This is a genomic window from Cupriavidus sp. 05N40, assembly GCF_056397305.1.
Map to the genome: position 1 here is coordinate 58,124 of NZ_JBFTND010000079.1, position 19,894 is coordinate 78,017.

The following is a 19,894-nucleotide window of genomic DNA, read 5'->3' on the forward strand; positions in this document are numbered from 1 at the left end:
GCCACCCGGGCCGGCACCGGTTCAGGCATCGGCCAGCTGGCGCCGCCGGCGCTGTGCGGCAAGACCGTCGCCGGCCTGCTGCAGCAGCGGCACCGGCACGGGGCGCACATGCCAGATGCGCGAGCAGTATTCCTGGATGGCACGATCGGACGAAAAATGGCCAGAGCGCGCCGACGACAGCACCGACATGCGCTGCCAGCGCTCGCGGTCCGCGTAGGCGGCGCTCACATCCTGCTGGCAATGCAGGTAGGAGGCGAAATCCGCCAGCAGCAGGTAGGGATCGTGCTGCAGCAGCCCGTCGAACAGCGGCTGGAACACCGCCGCGTCCCCCTTGGCGAAGAAGCCCTGGCGCGCCAGCCCGATCACCGCGCGCAGCTCGGCATTGCCATCGTAAAAGCTGGCCGGCCGGTAGCCCGCTGCCTTCAGCGCATAGACCTCCGCCGCCGTCAGCCCGAAGGGGAAGAAATTGTCGGCGCCGATATGGTCGCGCAGTTCGATATTGGCGCCATCCATGGTGCCAATGGTGATGGCRCCATTCATGGCGAACTTCATATTGCCGGTGCCGGAGGCTTCCTTGCCCGCCAGCGAGATCTGCTCGGAGAGGTCGGCGGCCGGGTAGATGCGCTGGCCATGGGTCACGTTGAAGTTGGGCAGGAACACCACCTTGAGCCGGTCGCGTACCTGCGGGTCGCGGTTGATCACCTCGCCCACCGCGGTGATGAAGCGGATCATCAGCTTGGCGTAGTGATAGCCGGGCGCGGCCTTGCCCGCGAACAGGAAGGTGCGCGGCGCGATCTCCGCATGCGGATCGGACTTGATGCGGTGGTACAGCGCGACGATATGCAGCACCGCCAGGTGCTGGCGCTTGTATTCGTGGATGCGCTTGACCATCACGTCGAACATCGAATCGGGATCGACCACCACGCCGGTGCAATCACGGATCACCGCGGCCAGGTCAATCTTGTTGGCGCGCCGCACCGCATGCCACTGCTCGCGAAAGGCCGGGTCGTCGGCAAGGGGCTCGAGCGCGCGCAGCCCGGACAGGTCGCGTATCCAGCCGTCGCCGATGGCATCGCACGCCAGCCTGGTCAGGCGCGGGTTGGCCAGCGCGATCCAGCGCCGCGGCGTGACGCCGTTGGTGACGCTGGTGAATTTCTCGGGCCACATCTCGTGGAAATCCTTGAGCACATCCTGCTGCATCAGGCGCGAATGCAGCTCCGCCACGCCATTGATGGCATGGCTGCCGACGCACGCCAGGTGGGCCATGCGCACATAGCGCGGCGGGTGCTCGTCGATCAGCGACAGGCGTGCCAGGCGCGAGTCGTCGCCGTAGAAGCGGATGCGTACCTCGTCGAGGAAGCGCGCATTGATCTCGTAGATGATTTCCAGGTGGCGCGGCAGGATGCGGCCGAACAACGGCAGCGGCCAGCGCTCCAGCGCCTCCGGCAGCAGCGTGTGGTTGGTGTAGGCAAAGGCCTGCCGCGTGATCTGCCACGCGTGGTCCCACGGCAGGTCGTGATCGTCCACCAGCAGGCGCATCAGCTCGGCGATGCCGATCGACGGGTGCGTGTCGTTGAGCTGCACCGCGAACTTCTCGTGAAAGCGCGTGAGCGGGATGTCGTGCGCATCGAGCAGGCGCAGCATGTCCTGCAGCGAACACGAGACGAAGAAATACTGCTGCTCCAGGCGCAGCTCCTTGCCTTGCTGGGTTTCGTCGTTGGGGTAGAGCACCTTGGTCAGGTTTTCCGAGGTCACCTTCTTGCTGACCGCGCCGAGGTAGTCGCCGCGGTTGAAGACGTTGAAGTCGAAGGCCTCGGTGGCCTCCGCGCGCCACAGGCGCAGCGTGTTGACGGTATTGACGCGGTAGCCCAGGATCGGCGAGTCGAACGGCACGCCCACCACCGTCTTGTCCGGCACCCAGCGCACGCGGTAGTGCCCGCGGTCGTCGGTGTAGCGCTCGGTATGCCCGCCGAGCTTGACCTGCACGGCCCATTCGGAGCGCTGGATTTCCCACGGATTGCCGTTGCGCAGCCAGGTATCGGTGCTCTCCACCTGCATGCCGTCGACGATGGACTGGTGGAAGATGCCGTACTCATAGCGGATGCCATAGCCCAGCGCCGGCATTTCCAGCGTGGCAAGCGAATCGATGAAGCAGGCCGCCAGCCGGYCCAGGCCACCGTTGCCCAGGCCCGGCTCTTCCTCTTGCGCGAGGATGTCGTCCAGGTTCAGCCCCAGTTCCGTCATGGCCTCGCGCACTTCGTCGAGGATGCCAAGGTTGACGAGGTTGTTGCCCAGGTGCGGGCCCATCAGGAACTCCGCGGAGAGATACGCCACGGTGCGCGATGGCTGGCCCAGGTAGGCTTCGGCCGTGCTGATCCAGCGCTGCACCAGCCGGTCGCGCACGGTGTGGGCGAGAGCCTGGTAAAGATCGTTGCCGCTGGCCAGCCCCGGCAGCTTGGCCTGCGTATAGAACAAGTGGTCGAGGAAGGCGCGCCGGATCGTGGTGCTGGACATCGCGGTGCGCGTGTCGTGGGCAGGATGAGGGGCGGGCGCTGCGGGGTGCGGGGCCCTGGTAGCCCTGGCGCTGCCGAGATCGTTCGGGACGTGCGGGACAAGCGGGTCGTTCGGCTCGGTATCTGCCGTCATCGGGATCCTCCTGTGGGACATGTTCGCGATCACGGGCGGGCATGCCGCGCGCAAGCGCTGGCGCGCAGCGCACTGCGCGGTGCCAGATGCGGCGCAGGGTGTGGCGCAGCCGCGCCTGTTCCCCTTGATCGTAGACAAGATTTGGCCGGGCAGGTGCCCGGATTGCGGTCCCGGCCCGCGCGCAGGCAGGGGTGCCGCGCACGCGGTATGCTTATTGCATGGCAACTGGGCAAGCAGGCCGCCCGCAAAGGTTTCGATGTCGCAGCAACATTCCCCCTCCGAGAACACGCACGGCAGTGGCGACGCAGGCCAGTCCGGTGACAGCTGCGCGCCCGGCGAGGTCAGCAGTAGCGCGGAAGTCGCCAGCCTGATAGCCCAGGTGGCGCATGACCTGCGCTCCGCGCTCAACGGGGTGCAGAGCTGGGCTTACGTGCTCGATCACACGCTGGAAACACCCCCGACCGCGGCGCAGCGCGCGCTGGCCGGGATCCGCACCGGCATGCTGCAGCAGATAGCGCTCATCGAACACATGGAAGAGGCCGTGGCCTTGCTGGCCGATGAAAGTGCGCCGCAATGGGAGCAGGTGGACCTGCGCGCGGCGCTGGATACCGCCATGGACGCGACGCGGCCCGTTGCCGAGGGGCGCAGCGTGCTGCTTCGCGCCGGCGGCGCGGACGCACCACTGGGAGCCGCGCCGCTGGTGATCGACGCCGATCCGCGCCGCCTGCTGCCATTGCTGCGGCACCTGCTGGTGCATTGCATCCGCCAGGCACGTACCGGCGATGCGGTGGAGGCGCGGCTCGAACGCGAGGCTGACCAGGTCAAGCTGCGCATCACCGAGAGTCGCACGCCCAGCGAGGCGCGCAAGAATGAGCGCATTTCCGTGCTTTCGGATTTCTTCCACCGGCGCCGGCCGGTGCAGGGTGGGGCAGGCGCGCCGCGCCAGGGTACAGCCCTGATGGTGACCCGGCGCCTGGTGGAAACCCACTGCGCCAGCATCGAGGCCGTAGGGCAGGGCTGTTCGACGGACGGCGAGTCGGTGTGCATCGCGGTGAGCTTCCCGCTGCATATTCCCCGCGCCTGAAGCACAGCATCCAGTCCGCGCCCGTGCCGTAGTTTTTACCGGTTACGGCATAAAGTGCACGGCGGCTGTGCTTGCAGGCGGGTGCGCCCAGCCGGCGCCCCGGCATGCAGCGACGCCGCGCACTTCGCTCGCTCCTTTGCTTTTGCGCCGCGTTTCCCCTTCGATTCCAGCACATTCCCGGGTGTGTCCCGACCGTCGTCCCGGTTGTCCTCCCGCTTGGCCCGCCGCTTGCATGAAGACATGCATTTCCGAATCCTGATCGAGGAGCGACCATGCACAAGGCCAGCCACAAGGAACACGCCAAGCCCGGCAAGCGCCACGGCCATGCCCGCGGCGCGAGCGCTGCCGGCAAGGACGAGGAGAACAAGCAGCCGGCCACCTACCAGCAAGCGGTGGACGAATCGCTGGACATGACCTTTCCCGCCAGCGATCCCATTTCGCCCAGCGCGGCCATGCACGCCGAGAAGCAGACAAGCACGCCGCGTGACGACAAGGACTGGCACCTCACGCCCGGCAGCGAACACCAGCCTGCCGGCGCCAAGCCTGCGGCGCATCGCAAGGGCAAGACGGATAAGCATTGACCCGATACGCATTGACGCCAGCCATGCCGGCAGGACGCACTTGATGATCCAGGAGAACTGACCGATGAATCCCATCGAAACCAACCGTTCCGGCACGCCCGTCCCGGGCGCCGCCATCGTCGGCGAACTACCGGCCGACCGCACCGGCCCCGGCCCCTTCGTCATGGCCGCCGACACGCTGGAGGGCAACAATGTGATCGGCCCCGCCGGGGATGATCTCGGCACCATCGACCACATCATGATCGACGTGCGTGGCGGGCGCGTGGCCTACGCGGTGCTGTCGTTCGGCGGCTTCCTCGGCATCGGCGGGAAACTGTTCGCGCTGCCCTGGTCCGCGCTCACGCTGGACACCCGGCGCAAATGCTTCGTGCTCGGCGTAGACAAGGAAAAGCTCAAGGCCGCGCCAGGCTTCGACAAGGAACACTGGCCGACCATGGCGGATTCGCAATGGGCCACCAGCATCCATGAGTACTACGGGGCCTCGCCGTACTGGGAAGCCGACCATTACGATCCCTGGGTGGGGCGGTAGCGATTGCGTGAGGAGGCCGGAAGACGGCCGGAACATGGCCGGAACACGGCCGGGAGATGGCCGAGAGATGGGGAGCGATAGCTCCCCGTTTTCTTGTCGCGATGGCCCGCGGACAGGGCGCGCCTGCCCCGGCCCCGCGCCATTCCATGGGCGAAGGGAGCAACCCTTCGCCCGGACGGATTGCCGCTGCCAGCCAGCTACCCGCCGGCCCGGGCCCGCTGCGGGGGCGGCGGTGGCAGGTCGCCCGGCGGCGGGTCGTTGACCGGCGTGGGCGGGTCGGGATCCGGGACTGCCGGCGGCTGGATATCAGGCCGCGGCGGCGCCTGGTCGGGTTCGGGGGTAGTGTGAAGCCGTATTTCCATCATTGTCTCCAGGTTCGCGCCGGGCAGCGGCCGTCAGGCCGTCTCGCCCAGCTCGTCGAGAATCTTCGATAGCGCATCCAGGTCGACCGGCTTGACCAGGTGGCGGTCGAAGCCGGCTTCGCTGGTCCGCTGGCGGTCGGCGGGCTGGCTGTAGCCGGTCAGCGCCACCAGGCGCACGTGCTGCAGCTCCGGAATGGCGCGCAGGCGCTGGGCGATCTCGAAACCGTCCATGGCCGGCATGCCGAGGTCCRGCAAGATGACATCGGGTTGCGCCTTGACCGCGCGCACGATGGCGGCGGGGCCGTCGATCGCGGTGATCACGGTATGCCCCATGGCTTCGAGCGTCAGGGCAATGGCTTCCAGTGCGTCAATGTTGTCGTCCACCACCATCACCGTGCGTGGCACGCCGGGTGCCGGCCTCGACGTACCCGTGGCCGGCTTCCAGCTTTGCCAGGGCTGGGCCGGCAGAGTGACCACGAAGGCGCAGCCCAGCGCGGGGCCGGCGCTTTCGGCATGCACGCTGCCGCCGTGCAGCTTCACCAGTTTCTGTACCAGCGACAGGCCGATGCCCATGCCTTCCTGGCCGCCGGGGCCGGTCTTGTCGCCGTGGTGCGCGGTGGCGGGGTCGAAGACGGCCTGCAGGGCCTGGGGCGAGAGGCCCGGACCGTTGTCCAGCACCTTGACGGTCAGCAGCTTGCCGTCGTTGGTGACTTCGACCGCGAGCTGGCCGCCGGGCTGGGTGTAGCGCGCGGCGTTGTGCAGCAGGTTGCTGAAGATCTGGGTCAGCCGCACCAGGTCGCCGCGCACCGGCATGGGCCCTTCCGGCACGCTCAGGCGCAGCGTGTGGCTGCGCGATTCGATCAGCGGACGCACGGCTTCCACTGCGGTGCTGAGCGCGGTGCGCAGCTCCACCAGGTCGTCGCGCAGCACGATGCGGCCCTGCGTGAAGCGGGCGATGTCGAGCAGGTCGTCCACCAGCCGCGTCAGGTGGTGGAGCTGGCGGGCGATGATGTCGCGCGCCTTGAAGCTGTCTTCGCGCGAGGGAGCGCAGTGCATCAGCAGGTCGGCGGCGCTGCGCATCGGCGCGAGCGGATTGCGCAGTTCATGCGCCAGCATGGCGAGGAACTCGTCCTTGCGGCGATCTTCCTCCAGCAGCATGCGTTCGGCGCGCTTCTGGCGGGTGATGTCCTGGTAGATGCCCGCCACGCGGTAGAAGTTGCCGCCCGTGTCGGAGACGGGAAAGGCGCGCGCGCGGACCTCGCGTATTTCGCCGTCGCCGCGGATCACCTGGAACTCGGCATCCATGTGGCCGTTCTTCATCATGGCGTCGAAGGCTTGCGCCAYGCGCGTGCGTTCGCCGGGGTCCACCCAGTCGAGCCAGCGAAGCGGGCTGCGCCTGAGCTCATCCACCGGCCGGTCCCACAGTTGCGCGAAGGACGGGCTGATGAAGAGGAACTCGGGTTCGGCCGGGTCGAGGATCCACAGCACGTCGGACAGGTTATCGGCGAGCTGGCGCAGCAGTTCCTCGCTCTCGCGCAATGCGCGCGACGTCTGCCGGGCTTCCTCCTCGGCCTTGCGCATGCGCARCAGSGCGTTGATGCTCGACACCAGCTCTTCGGCTTCCACCGGCTCGATCAGGAAGCTGTCGGCACCGCCATCGAGCGCCTGCACGCGGTGGCGCGATTCGGTCAGCGCGGCCGATGTCTGCAGCACCAGCGTCGCGGCCGTCTCGGGATCGCTCTTGATCAGCCGGCACACTTCGAGCCCGTCGATATCGGGCAGCTTCACATCCAGCAGCACCAGGTCCGGCGCGTGCTGGCGCACCAGGGAGAGYGCGGCCTGGCCGCTGGCCGCATCCAGTACGGAGAAGCCGGCACGCCGCAGGATGCGGCCCTTCACGTAGCGGGGTCCGTCGCTGTCGTCGACGTTGAGGATCAGGGGTCGCGCGGGGGCGTCTTGGCGTAGTGGGATGTTCATGGCGAACTCAACGATGTTGGGCGTCGGACGCAGCGGCCGGGCGCGCTCGGGCGGGACAATGGGCGGGGATCATCAGCGTGAAGATGGATCCCTTGCCCACCTCGCTCTGGACATGGATCTTCCCGTGCAGAAGGTCGGCAAGCTGGCGGCACAGCGGCAGGCCGAGGCCTGTGCCCTTGACGCGGTGCTGCAGGGGGTTGGCGATCTGCGTGAATTCCTCGAACACCACCGGCAGGTGCCCGGGCGCGATGCCGATGCCGGTATCGGCCACCGTCACCACCAGCTGGTCGGTGGCGGGCAGGTACTGCGCGCCGACGCGGACCTCGCCGTGCTCGGTGTACTTGAGCGCGTTGGAGACGAAGTTGCGCAGGATCTGCGCGAGCTTGCCTTCGTCGGTATGCAGCGGCGGGATATGGTCGACGGCACTGATCATCAGCTCGACCTCGGCGCTGTGCTGGAGCGGGCGCATCATGCCGCGCAGCGCGCTGAAGGTATTGTCCAGCGTGAAATCCGACAGGCTCAGCTCGGTCTTGCCCGAAGCGATCTTGGCCAGGTCGAGCAGGTCGTCCACCAGTTGGGCCAGCGATTCCGCGGCGTGCCGCACCATGGTCACCTGGTGCACCTGCTCGGCGTTGAGCGGTCCGTCGGTCTGGTCGAGCAGCAGGCCGGACAGCGCACGGATGGAGCTCAGCGGCGTGCGCAGCTCGTGGCTGACGTTGGACAAGAAGCGGCTCTTGGTTTCGTCCGCCACGCGCAGGCGGTCCGCGCGGTCATCGAGTTCGGCATACAGCGCCACCACGCCGCGGTTGGTATCGGCCAGTTCGTTGGCAAGCAGCTCCAGCTCGCGCTGGCGCGCCGCGAGTTCGTGCAGGGTGCCGGCCAGCTCACGGTTCTGCTCGCGCAGCTCGCTCAAGATCAGGTCGGGGGCGCGGTCCAGGCAGCGCTCGGACAGCGCGGCCAGCGCCGCCGGCGCCGATTCCGGCGCGCTCGCCGGCAGGCGCCGGTGGATCGCCAGGCGTTCCCGGGCCGTGCCTTCCTCTTCCAGCGACCAGCTGTCGGCCAGGGCGACCGCATGGAGCAGCGCCTGCGCCGAGGGGTCGCCGGGAGCGACTTCGCCGCGCAGCATGCGCGCCAGCGTGGCGATCGCGGCGGGCGCGRCGTCGACGGTGATGGCCAGTTCGCGCTCGGCGTGCTCCCTGCCTTCGCCGCGGATCAAGCGCGCGCACAGGGTGCGTGGCCCGTCCATGGAAAGCAGCAGGCGCGCCAGTTCGGATACGGTGGTGGCGATCGCGGTCTGCTCGATGGCCGAGAAGCCCAGTGTGGCCGCGGCGCTGCGCGCGGCCTGGCGCGCCAGCACCACATCGGTATCGGCGCGCAGGACCAGCTGGAAGAGGGGCAGTCTCATGACCGGGCTCCCTCGCCAGCGTCAGGCACCGCTCGGGCGCCATCCCCGGCGGCGTCCTGCACGCGCGGGGCATACGACTGGCATTCGCTGCTGCGCTTGCACACGATCACGGTGACATCGTCATGCCCGCGCGCGAAATCGCGGTACAGCACCGCCGCCACGACGGCAGGGTGGCGCGCATGCAGGCCCGGGTAATTATCCAGGTCCCAGTGCGAGCCCAGGCCGTCGCTATGGAGGACGAGCAAGGTCTCGGCCGGCCACGGCGCCTCCACCTCGGTGACCTTGCGCATGATATAGCCGACGATGCCATTGTGGGAGATCAGCTGCCGCCGGTTGCCGGAGCCGCCGAGCGCGCCGGGCGAATACACGCAGGCGGAAATATTGCCGATGCCGGCAAAACGCACGCTGCCGGGGTCGGAATCGATGCGGGCTACCGCCACGGCCGCACCGCGCGTGGCGCGCAGCGCGGCATGCGCGTGCCCGATCAGCACGGCGGGTGCCACGAAGGCGTGCGCCGCGGCAACCCGCTTGGCGGCCTCGGCCGCGCGCGCGGCGTCGGGTCCGTGGCCCAGGCCGTCGGCCACCACCAGGCTCGACAAGGCGCGCGCCGAACTGGCATGCCAGCCGTCGCCGCATTCCGTTTCGCCGGTCATCGGCACGCAAACCGCGCCCACCGACACCGCCGGCAGTGCAGGCTCGACCGGCCGGTCCGACGGCGCGAGCGTCATGCGCAGGACGGTGCCTTTGCCGGGTGCGCTGTAGATGTCGAATGCCGTGGCAAGCCGGCCCATCGCACCCAGCCCGTTGCCTGCCGTGCCGGTGGTCGAGAAGCCGTCGCGCAGGCTGGCGCCGAGGTCGGCCATGCCGGGTCCGCGGTCGATGGCGATGACTTCGACCTGCGGGGCGGCCGGTCCCGTCGCCTCTTCCTGCAAGGCGCGGATGAGCAGTTCGCCCTCCGTGCCGTACTTCAGGATATTGGTGGCGGCCTCGGACACCGCGATGGCCAGGCGGCCGGTGGCCACCTCGCCGAAGCCGCAGCGGATGGCGAGCTCCGTCACCGTGCGACGCGCTTCGGCGACATGGCTCGCTTCCTGGATCAAGGCTCGGATCTGCATCATTTCGTTCCAGCGTCAGAACGCGCCATAGCGGGCGATCGTCACGGTTGTTCCCTGGCCGGGCGCGGTCACGATATCGAAGGCGTCGGACAGCCTGCGCGCGCCGCCCAGGCCGAGGCCCATGCCGTTGCCGGTGGTAAAGCCGTCGCGCAGCGCCTCCTGCACGTCGGCGATGCCCGGCCCCTGGTCGACGAAGCGCAACTGCACGCCGCGCCGTCCGCTGGCAGCCACGGTGGCGATTTCCGCGTGCCCGCCGCCACCGTGGATCACGGTGTTGCGCGCCAGCTCGCTCGCCGCCGTGACCAGCTTGGTCTGGTCCACCAGGCTCATGCCCTGCGCCACGGCCAGGTCGCGCACCAGCTTGCGCAGGCGCACCACGTCCTCGCTCGACTGCAGCGCAACCTGCTGCGGCGCGACGCCTCCGGTGTCCGGCGCGGCGTGGTGCAGCCACGAGGACTGCGCAGCGATGGCGCCGTCATAGCGGTTCATGCGTCCGCCTGCAGCAGGGTCATGCCGCGCTCGACGTTCAGCGCCGTGCGCACCCCGTCCAGCGTGACCCCCAGTTCGACCAGGGTGATCGCCACCGCGGGCTGCATGCCGACCACGACGGTCTCGGCATCCAGCACCCGCGCGATGGCGGCGGTATTGCCAATCATGCGGCCGATGAAGGAATCGACCAGGTCCAGCGCGGAGATGTCGATCAGCACGCCCTTGGCGCGCTCCTTGACAATGCGCTCGGACAGGTCTTCCTGCAGGGTCAGGGCCAGCCTGTCGTGCATGTCCACCTGGATCGTCACCAGCAGCAGGCGTCCCATGCGGAGGATTGGAATGCGCTCCATATCGCGTGTCGGTCCTTGTGCGTGCGTTGGCTAGTGCGACCCGGCGCTGCCGATCGAGCCGCCGGTCCGCTTGAGGGCCACCTGGAATGCATCTGCCAGGGTTGCCTTGGTGGTCACGTTGGCGAGGTCCACGCCCAGGTGGACGATGGTCTGCGCGATCTGYGGGCGGATGCCGCTGATGATGCAGTCCGCACCCATCAGGCGCGCTGCGGCCACGGTCTTGAGCAGATGCTGCGCGACCAGGGTGTCCACGGTCGGCACGCCGGTGATGTCGATGATGGCAATCGATGCGCCGGACTCCACGATCTTCTGCAGCAGGCTTTCCATCACGGTCTGCGTGCGCGCGCTGTCCAGCGTGCCGATCAGCGGCAGGGCCAGGATGTCATCCCACAGCTGGACCACAGGGGTGGAGAGTTCCATCAGCTCGCGTTGCTGGCGCGCGATGACCTCCTCGCGGCTGTTCTGGTAGAGCGTGGTGGTGTAAAGCCCGAGCTTGTCGAGCAGGGCGCTGACCGCCCAGGTCTGATCCGCCAGTTGCGCGGGGCTGTTCGCCAGCGCCTTGCGCAGCCGCACGAACACCGGCTGCTTGAGCGAGAACACGAAGGTAGCGGTATCCGCTGCCGAAAAGCCTTCGCGCGCGCGGCGGCGCGAGATGTCGGCCAGCACGCCGCGCACGCGCTCCCACGCCGGCGTCTCCAGGTCGGGTGCGGCGCCGGCCCGCAGCGCTTCGCGCAAGCCGTGCAGGAAGCGCTGGGCCTGGTCCCGCAGATCGGCTGCGGACAGGCGCTGCCCACCGGGCTCTGCCAGTTGCAGTCCGACCCATTCATCCAGCAACTGGTCCATCTCGTTTGTAAAAACTACAAGAAAGTCCGGGCTCGGATCGGTAGATTCTGCATGCAGCGTGTGCGCCACGATTTTCCCCTGGGATGCGGTTGACGATGGTTGGTCCTTGTCAGCAACGGGCTGCGGGTGGCGGGTGGAGTCCCCGCCGCCCGGCGCCGCTCCGYGTGGCAGCCGTATCGCGCAAAAGCCGTGCCCGCTTGTAGGACGGTGCCGTCAGCGCGCTGCCGGCGCTGTCCTACATGGCCTGCCGGCGCCGCGGGGCGCCATTGTCCTGGCCAGCGCCCGCGCCCGCGCCGGCACTGAACAGCGCTACCATTTCGCGGTTGAAGGCAGGAATGTCGTCGGGCTTGCGGCTGCTGACCCAGTTGCCGTCGCGTACGACTTCGCGGTCCACCCATTCGCCGCCGGCATTGCGGATGTCGTCGGCCAGCGAAGGCCAGCTGGTCAGGGTGCGCCCCCTGACCATGCCCGCCGATACCAGCAGCCACGCGCCGTGGCAGATCACTGCCACCGGCTTGCCGTCGTCCTGGATTCGCCTGACGAAGCGTTGTGCCTCGGCGTTGGTGCGCAGCGTGTCGGCGTTCATGACCCCGCCGGGCAGCATGACGGCGTCGAATTCCTCGGGGCGGGCGTCGGACAGGACGGCCTGCACGTCGAAGCGGTCGGCCTTGCTGTCGTGATGGGCGCCCTGGACCTGGCCGGCCTGCGGGGCCACGATCACCGTGGTGGCGCCCGCCTGCTGCAGCGCCTGGCGCGGGCCGGTGAGCTCGACCTGCTCGAACATGTCGGTGACCAGCAGCGCGACGCGCTTGCCGGCCAGTTCGGTGGGGCTATGGTCGGTGTGAGGCATGTGGGGACGATCCTGATTCATGTGCAACTCCTGGCTTCGGCCGGCCGGAGAGGCCGGCACTACGGGGAAAAGGGAAAAACGGGACGGAAAGAATCCGCGCGGCAGGGGCAGGGCGGCAGCATGGTCCGCCGCCTGGCCACCGTGTAGCTTTGGCGTGCGCGTGTAAAACCGGCATGTGCGGCCTGCCCGCAGCCAGGCGCCGGCTGACTTGCGCGCGGCTTTGCCCCAGTGCGCCTGCGCGCCTGGCTTGACTCCTGACAACACGGGCAGCGCGCGCCCGGCATGCCTTGGGGAGTGGCAATAACCATGCCCCGCCGGCGCTTGGCAAGCGGCGCACGGCGGTGTCTGGCCGACCGGCCATGCGCTTGCCGGACCGTGCCGGAGCGCGGCTGGCAGACGCTGGCGGCCAATTGCCAAGCGACGCCGGCGTGGCCATACTGAGCACTTGCGACGCTTGTCGCCACGCCAGCCCACCCCCGACGCCGATGCCTTCCGATCCTTCCGGCCCGTCCGGCAATCCCCCGCGGCACGACCCGCACGATCACGGCCATGGGCACGATCATCATGGCCACGACCATGGCGGCAGCACGCTTTCGGACATGGACCTGCGCGTGCGCGCGCTGGAATCGCTGCTGGTCGAAAAAGGCTACGTCGACCCGGCCGCGCTGGACCTGCTGATCGAGACCTACGAGCAGCGCATCGGCCCCCGCAACGGCGCGCGCGTGGTGGCCAGGGCGTGGGCCGATCCCGCTTACAAGGCATGGCTGCTGGCGGATGCCACCGCCGCCATCGCATCGCTCGGTTTCAGCGGCCGCCAGGGCGAGCACATGCTGGTGCTGGAGAACACGCCCGCCGTCCACAATATGGTGGTCTGCACCCTGTGTTCCTGCTATCCCTGGCCGGTACTCGGGCTGCCGCCTGTCTGGTACAAGTCCGCGCCATACCGCGCGCGCGCCGTGATCGACCCGCGCGGCGTACTGCGCGACTTCGGCTTTACGCTGCCGGACGCGGTGAAGATCCAGGTGTGGGATTCCACCGCAGAGCTGCGCTACCTGGTGCTGCCGATGCGCCCGGCCGGCACCGATGGCTGGAGCGAGCAGGCGCTGGCGGACCTGGTCACGCGCGACGCCATGATCGGCACTGGCCTGCTGCCCGACGTGGGCGTCCCGGCCACGGCCGGCGCGGAGGTATCGCAATGAATGGCGCGCAAGATCTGGGCGGCATGCAGGGTTTCGGCCCGGTCCGCCCCGAAGCCGGCGAGCCGCCCTTCCACGCCGAGTGGGAGCGCCGCGTGCTGGCGCTGACGCTGGCGATGGGCGCGACCGGCCAGTGGAATATCGACACGTCCCGCGCGGCCCGCGAGAGCCTGCCGCCCGCGCAGTACCTCGGCAGCAGCTATTACCAGATCTGGTTCGAAGGGCTCAAGGCCCTGCTCCTGAAGACGGGCCTGGCCAGCGCGGAGGAAATCGCCAGCGGCCATTGCGCCACGCCACCGGTGGCGCTGGCGCGCGTGCTGGCAGCGGATCAGGTAAGCGGCGCGCTCGCGCGCGGTTCACCGAGCGCGCGGCCGGCCTGCGGCGAGGCGCGCTTCCGGCCCGGCCAGCGCGTGCGCGCCCGCATGATGCATCCGCCCGGCCACACCCGCCTGCCGCGCTATTGCCGCGGGCGCCAGGGCGAGATCGTGGCGGTCCATGGTGCCCATGTCTTTCCCGACGCCAGCGCCACGGGCGCCGGCGAGCAGCCGCAATGGCTCTACACCGTGCGCTTCGACGCCGCCGAACTCTGGGGCCCGGATACGACCGCATCCTCGGTCAGCGTGGATTGCTGGGAGCCCTATCTCGAAGCGGTGGAGGTGGCTCATGGCTGAGGCTGTCGCCGCCGGTTTCACGCCCGACAGGCTGCAGGCCATGCGCGCCGCGCTGCCGGCCCTGCCTTGCGACAGCACCGGCCCGGTCTTCCGCGAGCCCTGGGAGGCACAGGCCTTTGCCATGGCGCTTGCCCTGCACGAGCGCGGCGCCTTTACCTGGCCTGAATGGGCCGCCATCCTGTCGCAGGTGATCCGCGAAGCGCAGGCCGCGGGCGACCCGGACAACGGCGAGCACTACTACCGTTTCTGGCTGACTGCGCTTGAACGCCTCAGCACGGCCAAGGGCCTGGTGGGGACCGATGCGCTGCTGGACCGGCGCGCGGCATGGGCGGCGGCGGCACGCCGTACGCCGCATGGGCAGCCGATCGAGCTGGATGGAAAGGACGGCGGCCAGGCCGACAGTTAAGTGTCTCATGATAAACTTTTGAGTCATTGGAAGCCTGCCGGAAACCCTGCTCGCCCCGTGCCCGCGCCAGCGTCCCTGCGATCCGGCCCCGCTCGTGCTACCTTAGCGGGCTAGACGCTGCCAAAGCGCGCCCCGTTGCCCTGCCGGCAAGGGTGGCGCCACTACCGACTGACATGAATGACACAGAAATCGAGCTGATCGGCTCGGCCCGCCTGCCGACCCGCTTCGGCAAATTCACCGCCCATGCATTCAAGGGCGCCGTTTCGGGCATCGAACACCTGGCGCTGAGCGTCGGCGATATCACCGGCGAGGGCGTGCTGACCCGCCTGCACTCGGAGTGCCTGACCGGCGACGTGTTCGGCTCCTGCCGCTGCGACTGCGGCGAGCAGCTCGAACTCGCGATGGAGAAGATCGCCGAGGAGGGCCGCGGCATCCTGCTGTACCTGCGCGGCCAGGAAGGGCGCGGCATCGGCCTGGGCCACAAGATCCGCGCCTATGCGCTGCAGGACGAAGGCCTGGATACCGTTGACGCCAACCTGGCCCTGGGCCAGGAAATCGACGCCCGCAACTACGCTTTTGCGGCCGATCTGCTGCACCAGTGGGGCGTGAAGTCGATCCGGCTGATGAGCAACAACCCGAAGAAGAAACTGGCGCTCGAAGCCGCCGGCATCACGGTGGTAGAGCAGATGCGCCACATCATCCCGTCGAATGCCGAGAACGAGAAGTACCTGGCCACCAAGCGCGTGCGGATGGGGCATCTGCTGGACTGAGCCCTGAGACCGTGGTGCGGCGGGACCGGCTGGCCCGCCCATCGCAACGCCAAGCTGCGAAAAGAGCACAAAATCAGCCGGCCTCCCGGCGTATCCGGATACACTGGCGTATCGACGCCACCACCAGCCGGTTTGGAACATGCTTGCCCAGATTCAACGCAGTTGCGGTGAAGGTGCGGTGCGCCTTCGCCGGGTGCTTGCCCGGGAAGTTCATCTCGATATCCGCCAGCCGGCCCAGATCAAGCGCATCCGGCTGCTGGGATGGCTGGCGTTCATCGGCTTTCCCGTGTTCTACCTGGTCTGGACGTTCTGGTTCCCGCAGCCGTACGAGAGCCTGACCCTGCGCCTGGTGGCCATGCTGATGTGCCTGCCACTGATCGTGACGCGGGACCTGCGCGACAGGAAATGGCTTCCTGCCTATTTCCTCGTCACGCTGACCTATTGCCTGTCGTTTGTCTTCGTTTATCTGTACCTGATGAACCACGGCAACCTGGTCTGGTCGCAGTCGCTCGTGATCGCGGTGATCATCCTGTTCAACTTCAGCGGCTGGGTGGGGGGTGCCGCCTCGCTGGGCGTGGGCACGGCGGCCGCCTGGCTGGTCTACAACTACGTGACGCCGCCGCCGGCGGGGCTGCTGGCGGTGAACTGGCCGGTGGAGCTGCCCATCATCGGGTTCACCATCTGCACCATCGCCGTCCTCAAGATCGACCAGCGCATCCTGATCCAGGAAAAGCTCGACGGCATGGCGATCGCGCTGGGCACCGTGGCGCATGAACTGCGCACGCCGATCCGCAGCATCGGATCGACCGCGCTGGGCATGGGGCGATACCTGCCCGGCCTGATCCGCTTCTATGAAGAAAACGAGACGCCGGAAAACTCGCTGAACCTGCCGCGCGCGCATTTCGGCCTGCTCAAGGATGCCTTGCCGCGAATCCAGCTCGAGGTCGAGCGCATGAACCATGGCATCGACGTGCTGCTCATCAACGCGCGCGGCGGCGCGGACCGGGAGCCCGGAGATCCGTTCCCGATGGCCCTGGCCGTGCGCGAGGCGCTCAGCCGCTACCCGTTCGAGGCGGGGCAGCGCGAACTCGTGCTGGCGGACCTGGACGACGATTTCCTCGTGCGCGCGGAGCAGAAGCTGCTGGTCATGGTGCTGTTCAACCTGATCAAGAATGCCTTGCACGCGCTGGCGCGAGCCGGTCATGGCGAGATCCGGCTGCGCCTTGAGCAGGGTGCACGGCGCAACCGCCTGGTCTTTCGCGATACCGGCACCGGAATCCCGGAGCGGGAGCTGTCGTCCATCTTCAAGCGCTTCCATACGTATCCGCGCAACGAAGGCACCGGCATCGGCCTGGCGTTCTGCAAGGAAACGCTGGAGGCCTGGGGCGGCCGTATCCACTGCAACTCGATCGAGCACGCCCACACCGAGTTCGTGCTGGAGTTTCCGCTGATCGCGCCCCAGCCTGAAGGCGCCGGCGCGCCGGGCTGACATATTGCCTGGCCGCGCACCCGTGGCAGCGGGTGAACGGCCGCGCCGCTCAGGCCTCGCTACCCGCCATTTCCAGCGCTGCGCGGGCCACGGCATGCTTCGGCGCCGCCGGCCTTGCCAGCGGCGTGCGCTGGCGGCGCTGGCTCGATCGCCAGCCAGCCAGGTTCACTTCGTCGCGGATCTCGGCGCAGACCTGGATCAGCCTTTCGGTTTCCACCGCGGTCAGGCACGCATTCATGGTCAGCCGCATCAGTGCGCGATCTCGTGCCGTGGCCGGCGCGCAGAAGACGGCGCCGAAGATCCCGCGCGACTGCAAGGCGTCGCGCAGCACCAGGGTCTGCTCCTCGGTGCCCGACTCCAGCGCGATGATCTGCTCCGAGCCGGCCGAGACGTTGTAACCCAACTCGGCAAGCGCGCCGCGCACCTGGGCGGAGATGGCATGCAGGCGGGCGCGGCGGTCGTCGGCGGTGACGATGAAATCCGCGGCGGCGTCGAACCAGGCCAGCTCATGGTGCAGCAGCCCCGAGCTGAAGATCGCGGGCCGCGATTCCGCGGCGAAGTAGCCCTTGAACGAAGCGGGGCAGGTAACCAGGCCGGCGCGGCCGCCGAAGGCCTTGGCCAGGCTGGCGGTCTGGAAGTGAACCCGCTGCGACAGGCCGAGCTGCGCCACCAGGCCGGCTCCGCCGGGGCCGTGYGTTCCCAGCGAATGGGATTCGTCGACCACCAGCACGCTGCCGGTGCGCTCGGCCACTTCGACGAAATCGGTCAGCGGGCACAAGCTGCCGTTGGTGCTGTACACCGAGTCCACCACGATGACGCCGGGCCCTTCCTTGCGGATCTGCCGTTCCGCGTGCTCGGCATCGTTGTGCATGAAGGGCACGGCACGCGCGCGCGCCGCGTGGGCGCCTTCCCACAAGGACATATGGGCCAGCATGTCGAGGTAGACGGGCGTGCGCTCGTTGGCGATGCTTTGCAGCAGGCCCACATTGGCGGCCCAGCCGGACTGGCAGAGGATACTGGCCTCGGCACCGGAGAATGCCGCCAGCTTGCGCTCCAGGCGGCTGGTCGGATTGTCGCCGTACTGGAAGACCGCGGACATCAGCAGCTCGCTTTCCGGCCCGCGCATCGCGGTAACCTGGGCCATGACCAGTTCCTGCTCGCCAAGCAGGCTGAGATAGTCGTTGCTGGAAAAGTGCACCGCGTCGGGACCGGGCTGCCTGCCGTGCAACAGATGGCTGCCGCCCCAGCGTTTCTGTACCCGCTCCACTTCGTGCCCCGCGACGCGCGAGGTGATGAAGTCCGGCCATGCCGCGGCAGGCGCCGCAGGCGAGGTTGCGGCTTGACCCGCGTTGCGATCCAGTTCCAGGCAGTTCGTATCCGTTTTGATCATTACATTCCCCAAGGAAGCACTCCGACGAAAAAACCGGCCGCAAAACGGCCGGCGAGAGTCGTTGCAACGCAGGCGCGCTGTCCGTACCCATTGTTCGCAATGTTGGTCTGGAGTGAATCAGGGTGCCYGTGGCAAATTGCGTGTTGCGCCGACAAGGCTATTCTGCCGTGTGGCGGGGAATTCGCCTGTCCGCTTGCGGTCAGTTGTGACGGGATAAGCGCAAAAAGTGTTTGAGACGCCACAAAAACAACGCCGCGCGTGACGGCCGGGGCCGTGCCGCAGGACCCGGCTGACTCGCAGCGGACATCGCGGGCCACAGCAGGTCTCGTCCCGCATGTGCGCGGGAACGTCGTTGCGGCGCAGCGCTGTAGGCGTGCGCCGACAACGTTTCCGGGGGGCGCCCTACAGCCGCCGTCGCGCGGTGTCCTTTATCTTGAAGGGGTGCTGGGCAAGGGGCATCGCCGCCCCGCAGCCGAGCCAGCGTTATCCACAGGTAGCCGTATGACGTCCCCGCGGCGTCATGCTTCTGTCGAACACGAATCCCTCCGAGGAGCTGACATGGCTGAAAAGAACATTTCCGTACTCAACGACCTGATCGAGGTGTCGCGCGATGGCGAGCAAGGGTTCCGCAAGGCAGCGGAAGACGCGCAGAACCCCGAACTGAAGTCGCTGTTCTCCGGGCGCGCGAGCGAGATCGCCGGCGCGGTGGCCGAACTGCAGGCCCAGGTGGCGGCACTGGGCGGCAAGCCCGAGGATCACGGCAGCGTGGCGGGCGCGCTGCATCGCGGCTGGGTCAGCCTGCGCACGGCCGTAGCGGACCGCAGCGACCTCGCCATCCTCGAGGAAACCGAGAAGGGCGAAGATGTGGCCAAGAAGAAATACGCGGATGCGCTGCAGGAAAGCGAACTGGGCTTCGATATCCGTGCGCTGGTGGAGCGCCAGTATCAGGGCGTGCTGCGCAACCACGACCTGATCCGCGACCTGCGCAACCGCTATCGCGCGGCCTGAAGCACGGGCTTCCCGCAGGCCGGCGCGAAGCCGGAACCTGCGGGCCTGGACCTTTGCGCCGAACCCTCGGGCTGACCGTGGCCACGCCTGCTTACCTTCGTGCCGACGCCGGGGATCGGGAGACCGGCTTGCGCGATGGTGCCGCATCATGAAGCCGCCTCTTGTTGTCATCGACAGCGAATCCCCGGGCGAAGCCCCGGATCCCGTAGCCGCGCCGCAGGACATGGGCACATACTTCGATGCGCTCTATGCCAGCAGCGACGATCCCTGGTCTTACCGCACGAGCTGGTACGAGGCGCGCAAGCGTGGCCTGATGCTGGCCATGCTGGACCGGAAGCGCTACCGCTGCGCCTTCGAGCCCGGTTGCGGCAATGGCGAACTGTGCGCGGCGCTGGCGCGCCGCTGCGACAGCCTGCTGGCGGCCGACATGCATCCGCGCGCCGTGGAGGCCGCGCGCCAGCGACTAGCCGGCATTCCCAATGTGCGCGTGATGCAGCTCACCGTGCCCGAGGCGTGGCCGCGCGCCAGCTTCGAGCTGATCGTGATCAGCGAGCTGGCTTACTACCTGCCGGAAGATCAGGTAGCCAAGCTGGGCCGGCGTGTACGGCGCTCGCTGGTACACGGCGGCCTGCTGCTGGCGTGTCACTGGCGTCATCCCTTCGCCGGGCGCCGGGTGCCGCCCGAGCGTGCCCATGCGCTGCTGGAGAAACACACGGGCCTGCCCTGCATTGCC

19 protein-coding genes are annotated in these 19,894 nt (G+C 68.3%); 10 read left to right on the forward strand and 9 right to left on the reverse strand.

Going from position 1 to position 19,894, the window contains the following annotated elements; genetic code table 11:
* Positions 1-21: 21 nt before the first annotated feature.
* Complete coding sequence (locus AC1DO7_RS19390) at positions 22-2,514, reverse strand: glycogen/starch/alpha-glucan phosphorylase (RefSeq protein WP_477116461.1); 2,493 nt, start codon at positions 2,512-2,514, stop codon at positions 22-24.
* Between the two features lie 388 nt (positions 2,515-2,902).
* On the opposite strand from AC1DO7_RS19390, the gene AC1DO7_RS19395 reads away from it, so the two are divergent.
* The 3 genes from AC1DO7_RS19395 (at position 2,903) to AC1DO7_RS19405 (ending at position 4,840) form a co-directional block, all read left to right on the forward strand.
* Positions 2,903-3,730 (forward strand): histidine kinase, encoded by an 828-nt coding sequence (locus AC1DO7_RS19395; protein WP_441615279.1) that lies wholly within the window; start codon positions 2,903-2,905, stop codon positions 3,728-3,730.
* 272 nt (positions 3,731-4,002) lie between these two features.
* A complete protein-coding gene (locus AC1DO7_RS19400; RefSeq protein ID WP_441615281.1) occupies positions 4,003-4,311 on the forward strand; it encodes a hypothetical protein in 309 nt (102 codons plus the stop codon).
* 64 nt (positions 4,312-4,375) lie between these two features.
* Positions 4,376-4,840, forward strand: a complete 465-nt coding sequence (locus AC1DO7_RS19405) for a PRC-barrel domain-containing protein (protein WP_441615282.1) — start codon at positions 4,376-4,378, stop codon at positions 4,838-4,840.
* Positions 4,841-5,235: 395 nt separating this feature from the next.
* On the opposite strand, the gene AC1DO7_RS19410 is transcribed toward AC1DO7_RS19405, so the two are convergent.
* The 7 genes from AC1DO7_RS19410 to AC1DO7_RS19440 all read right to left on the reverse strand — a co-directional run bounded on the left by AC1DO7_RS19410 (position 5,236) and on the right by AC1DO7_RS19440 (position 12,252).
* Positions 5,236-7,179 (reverse strand): hybrid sensor histidine kinase/response regulator, encoded by a 1,944-nt coding sequence (locus tag AC1DO7_RS19410; RefSeq protein WP_477116457.1) that lies wholly within the window; start codon positions 7,177-7,179, stop codon positions 5,236-5,238.
* Positions 7,180-7,186: 7 nt separating this feature from the next.
* Positions 7,187-8,584, reverse strand: a complete 1,398-nt coding sequence (locus tag AC1DO7_RS19415) for a sensor histidine kinase (protein WP_477116458.1) — start codon at positions 8,582-8,584, stop codon at positions 7,187-7,189.
* A complete protein-coding gene (locus AC1DO7_RS19420; protein WP_441615288.1) occupies positions 8,581-9,702 on the reverse strand; it encodes an ATP-binding protein in 1,122 nt (373 codons plus the stop codon). The genes AC1DO7_RS19415 and AC1DO7_RS19420 overlap by 4 nt, the downstream gene beginning before the upstream one ends.
* A gap of 12 nt (positions 9,703-9,714) precedes the next feature.
* Positions 9,715-10,188: an anti-sigma regulatory factor gene (locus AC1DO7_RS19425; protein WP_441615290.1), complete on the reverse strand. Its 474-nt coding sequence runs from the start codon at positions 10,186-10,188 to the stop codon at positions 9,715-9,717.
* Positions 10,185-10,538, reverse strand: coding sequence for an STAS domain-containing protein (locus AC1DO7_RS19430; RefSeq protein WP_441615292.1), 354 nt, complete (start codon positions 10,536-10,538; stop codon positions 10,185-10,187). Before AC1DO7_RS19430 ends, AC1DO7_RS19425 begins: the two co-directional genes overlap by 4 nt.
* Before the next feature lie 30 nt (positions 10,539-10,568).
* Entirely contained in the window at positions 10,569-11,381 is an 813-nt protein-coding gene (locus AC1DO7_RS19435) for an STAS domain-containing protein (protein WP_477116459.1), read from the reverse strand.
* A 235-nt stretch (positions 11,382-11,616) separates the two neighbouring features.
* Entirely contained in the window at positions 11,617-12,252 is a 636-nt protein-coding gene (locus tag AC1DO7_RS19440; protein ID WP_441615294.1) for a type 1 glutamine amidotransferase domain-containing protein, read from the reverse strand.
* Positions 12,253-12,716: 464 nt separating this feature from the next.
* Here AC1DO7_RS19440 and nthA point away from each other — a divergent pair, with 464 nt between their 5' ends.
* From nthA to AC1DO7_RS19465, 5 genes are all read left to right on the forward strand, one after another.
* The gene (nthA, locus tag AC1DO7_RS19445) at positions 12,717-13,430 is read left to right on the forward strand and encodes a nitrile hydratase subunit alpha (RefSeq protein WP_441615296.1); all 714 of its coding nucleotides are present in this window, start codon (positions 12,717-12,719) and stop codon (positions 13,428-13,430) included.
* Positions 13,427-14,098, forward strand: coding sequence for a nitrile hydratase subunit beta (nthB, locus tag AC1DO7_RS19450; RefSeq protein ID WP_441615298.1), 672 nt, complete (start codon positions 13,427-13,429; stop codon positions 14,096-14,098). The genes nthA and nthB overlap by 4 nt, the downstream gene beginning before the upstream one ends.
* A 40-nt stretch (positions 14,099-14,138) precedes the next feature.
* Positions 14,139-14,504 (forward strand): nitrile hydratase accessory protein, encoded by a 366-nt coding sequence (locus AC1DO7_RS19455; RefSeq protein ID WP_441615436.1) that lies wholly within the window; start codon positions 14,139-14,141, stop codon positions 14,502-14,504.
* A gap of 173 nt (positions 14,505-14,677) precedes the next feature.
* Positions 14,678-15,274, forward strand: coding sequence for a GTP cyclohydrolase II (ribA, locus tag AC1DO7_RS19460; RefSeq protein ID WP_441615300.1), 597 nt, complete (start codon positions 14,678-14,680; stop codon positions 15,272-15,274).
* 139 nt (positions 15,275-15,413) lie between these two features.
* Positions 15,414-16,763 carry a sensor histidine kinase gene (locus AC1DO7_RS19465; RefSeq protein ID WP_441615302.1) on the forward strand — a complete coding sequence of 450 codons (1,350 nt, stop codon included), beginning with the start codon at positions 15,414-15,416 and terminating at the stop codon, positions 16,761-16,763.
* 49 nt (positions 16,764-16,812) lie between these two features.
* Here the strand turns inward: AC1DO7_RS19465 and cqsA are convergent, their stop codons facing one another.
* Positions 16,813-18,153, reverse strand: coding sequence for an alpha-hydroxyketone-type quorum-sensing autoinducer synthase (gene cqsA, locus AC1DO7_RS19470; RefSeq protein WP_441615304.1), 1,341 nt, complete (start codon positions 18,151-18,153; stop codon positions 16,813-16,815).
* Positions 18,154-18,711: 558 nt separating this feature from the next.
* On the opposite strand from cqsA, the gene AC1DO7_RS19475 reads away from it, so the two are divergent.
* Positions 18,712-19,161 carry a PA2169 family four-helix-bundle protein gene (locus tag AC1DO7_RS19475; protein ID WP_441615306.1) on the forward strand — a complete coding sequence of 150 codons (450 nt, stop codon included), beginning with the start codon at positions 18,712-18,714 and terminating at the stop codon, positions 19,159-19,161.
* A gap of 148 nt (positions 19,162-19,309) precedes the next feature.
* A partial coding sequence (locus AC1DO7_RS19480; RefSeq protein WP_477116460.1) for a class I SAM-dependent methyltransferase occupies positions 19,310-19,894 on the forward strand: 585 nt, incomplete at its 3' end.

Coding starts and splice junctions, on each gene's coding strand:
- AC1DO7_RS19395 (WP_441615279.1), top strand. CDS start 2,903: ATGTCGCAGCAACATTCCCCCTCCGAGAACACGCACGGCAGTGGCGAC.
- AC1DO7_RS19400 (WP_441615281.1), top strand. CDS start 4,003: ATGCACAAGGCCAGCCACAAGGAACACGCCAAGCCCGGCAAGCGCCAC.
- AC1DO7_RS19405 (WP_441615282.1), top strand. CDS start 4,376: ATGAATCCCATCGAAACCAACCGTTCCGGCACGCCCGTCCCGGGCGCC.
- AC1DO7_RS19420 (WP_441615288.1), bottom strand. CDS start 9,702: ATGATGCAGATCCGAGCCTTGATCCAGGAAGCGAGCCATGTCGCCGAA.
- AC1DO7_RS19425 (WP_441615290.1), bottom strand. CDS start 10,188: ATGAACCGCTATGACGGCGCCATCGCTGCGCAGTCCTCGTGGCTGCAC.
- AC1DO7_RS19430 (WP_441615292.1), bottom strand. CDS start 10,538: ATGGAGCGCATTCCAATCCTCCGCATGGGACGCCTGCTGCTGGTGACG.
- AC1DO7_RS19440 (WP_441615294.1), bottom strand. CDS start 12,252: ATGAATCAGGATCGTCCCCACATGCCTCACACCGACCATAGCCCCACC.
- nthA (WP_441615296.1), top strand. CDS start 12,717: ATGCCTTCCGATCCTTCCGGCCCGTCCGGCAATCCCCCGCGGCACGAC.
- nthB (WP_441615298.1), top strand. CDS start 13,427: ATGAATGGCGCGCAAGATCTGGGCGGCATGCAGGGTTTCGGCCCGGTC.
- AC1DO7_RS19455 (WP_441615436.1), top strand. CDS start 14,139: ATGCGCGCCGCGCTGCCGGCCCTGCCTTGCGACAGCACCGGCCCGGTC.
- ribA (WP_441615300.1), top strand. CDS start 14,678: ATGAATGACACAGAAATCGAGCTGATCGGCTCGGCCCGCCTGCCGACC.
- AC1DO7_RS19465 (WP_441615302.1), top strand. CDS start 15,414: ATGCTTGCCCAGATTCAACGCAGTTGCGGTGAAGGTGCGGTGCGCCTT.
- AC1DO7_RS19475 (WP_441615306.1), top strand. CDS start 18,712: ATGGCTGAAAAGAACATTTCCGTACTCAACGACCTGATCGAGGTGTCG.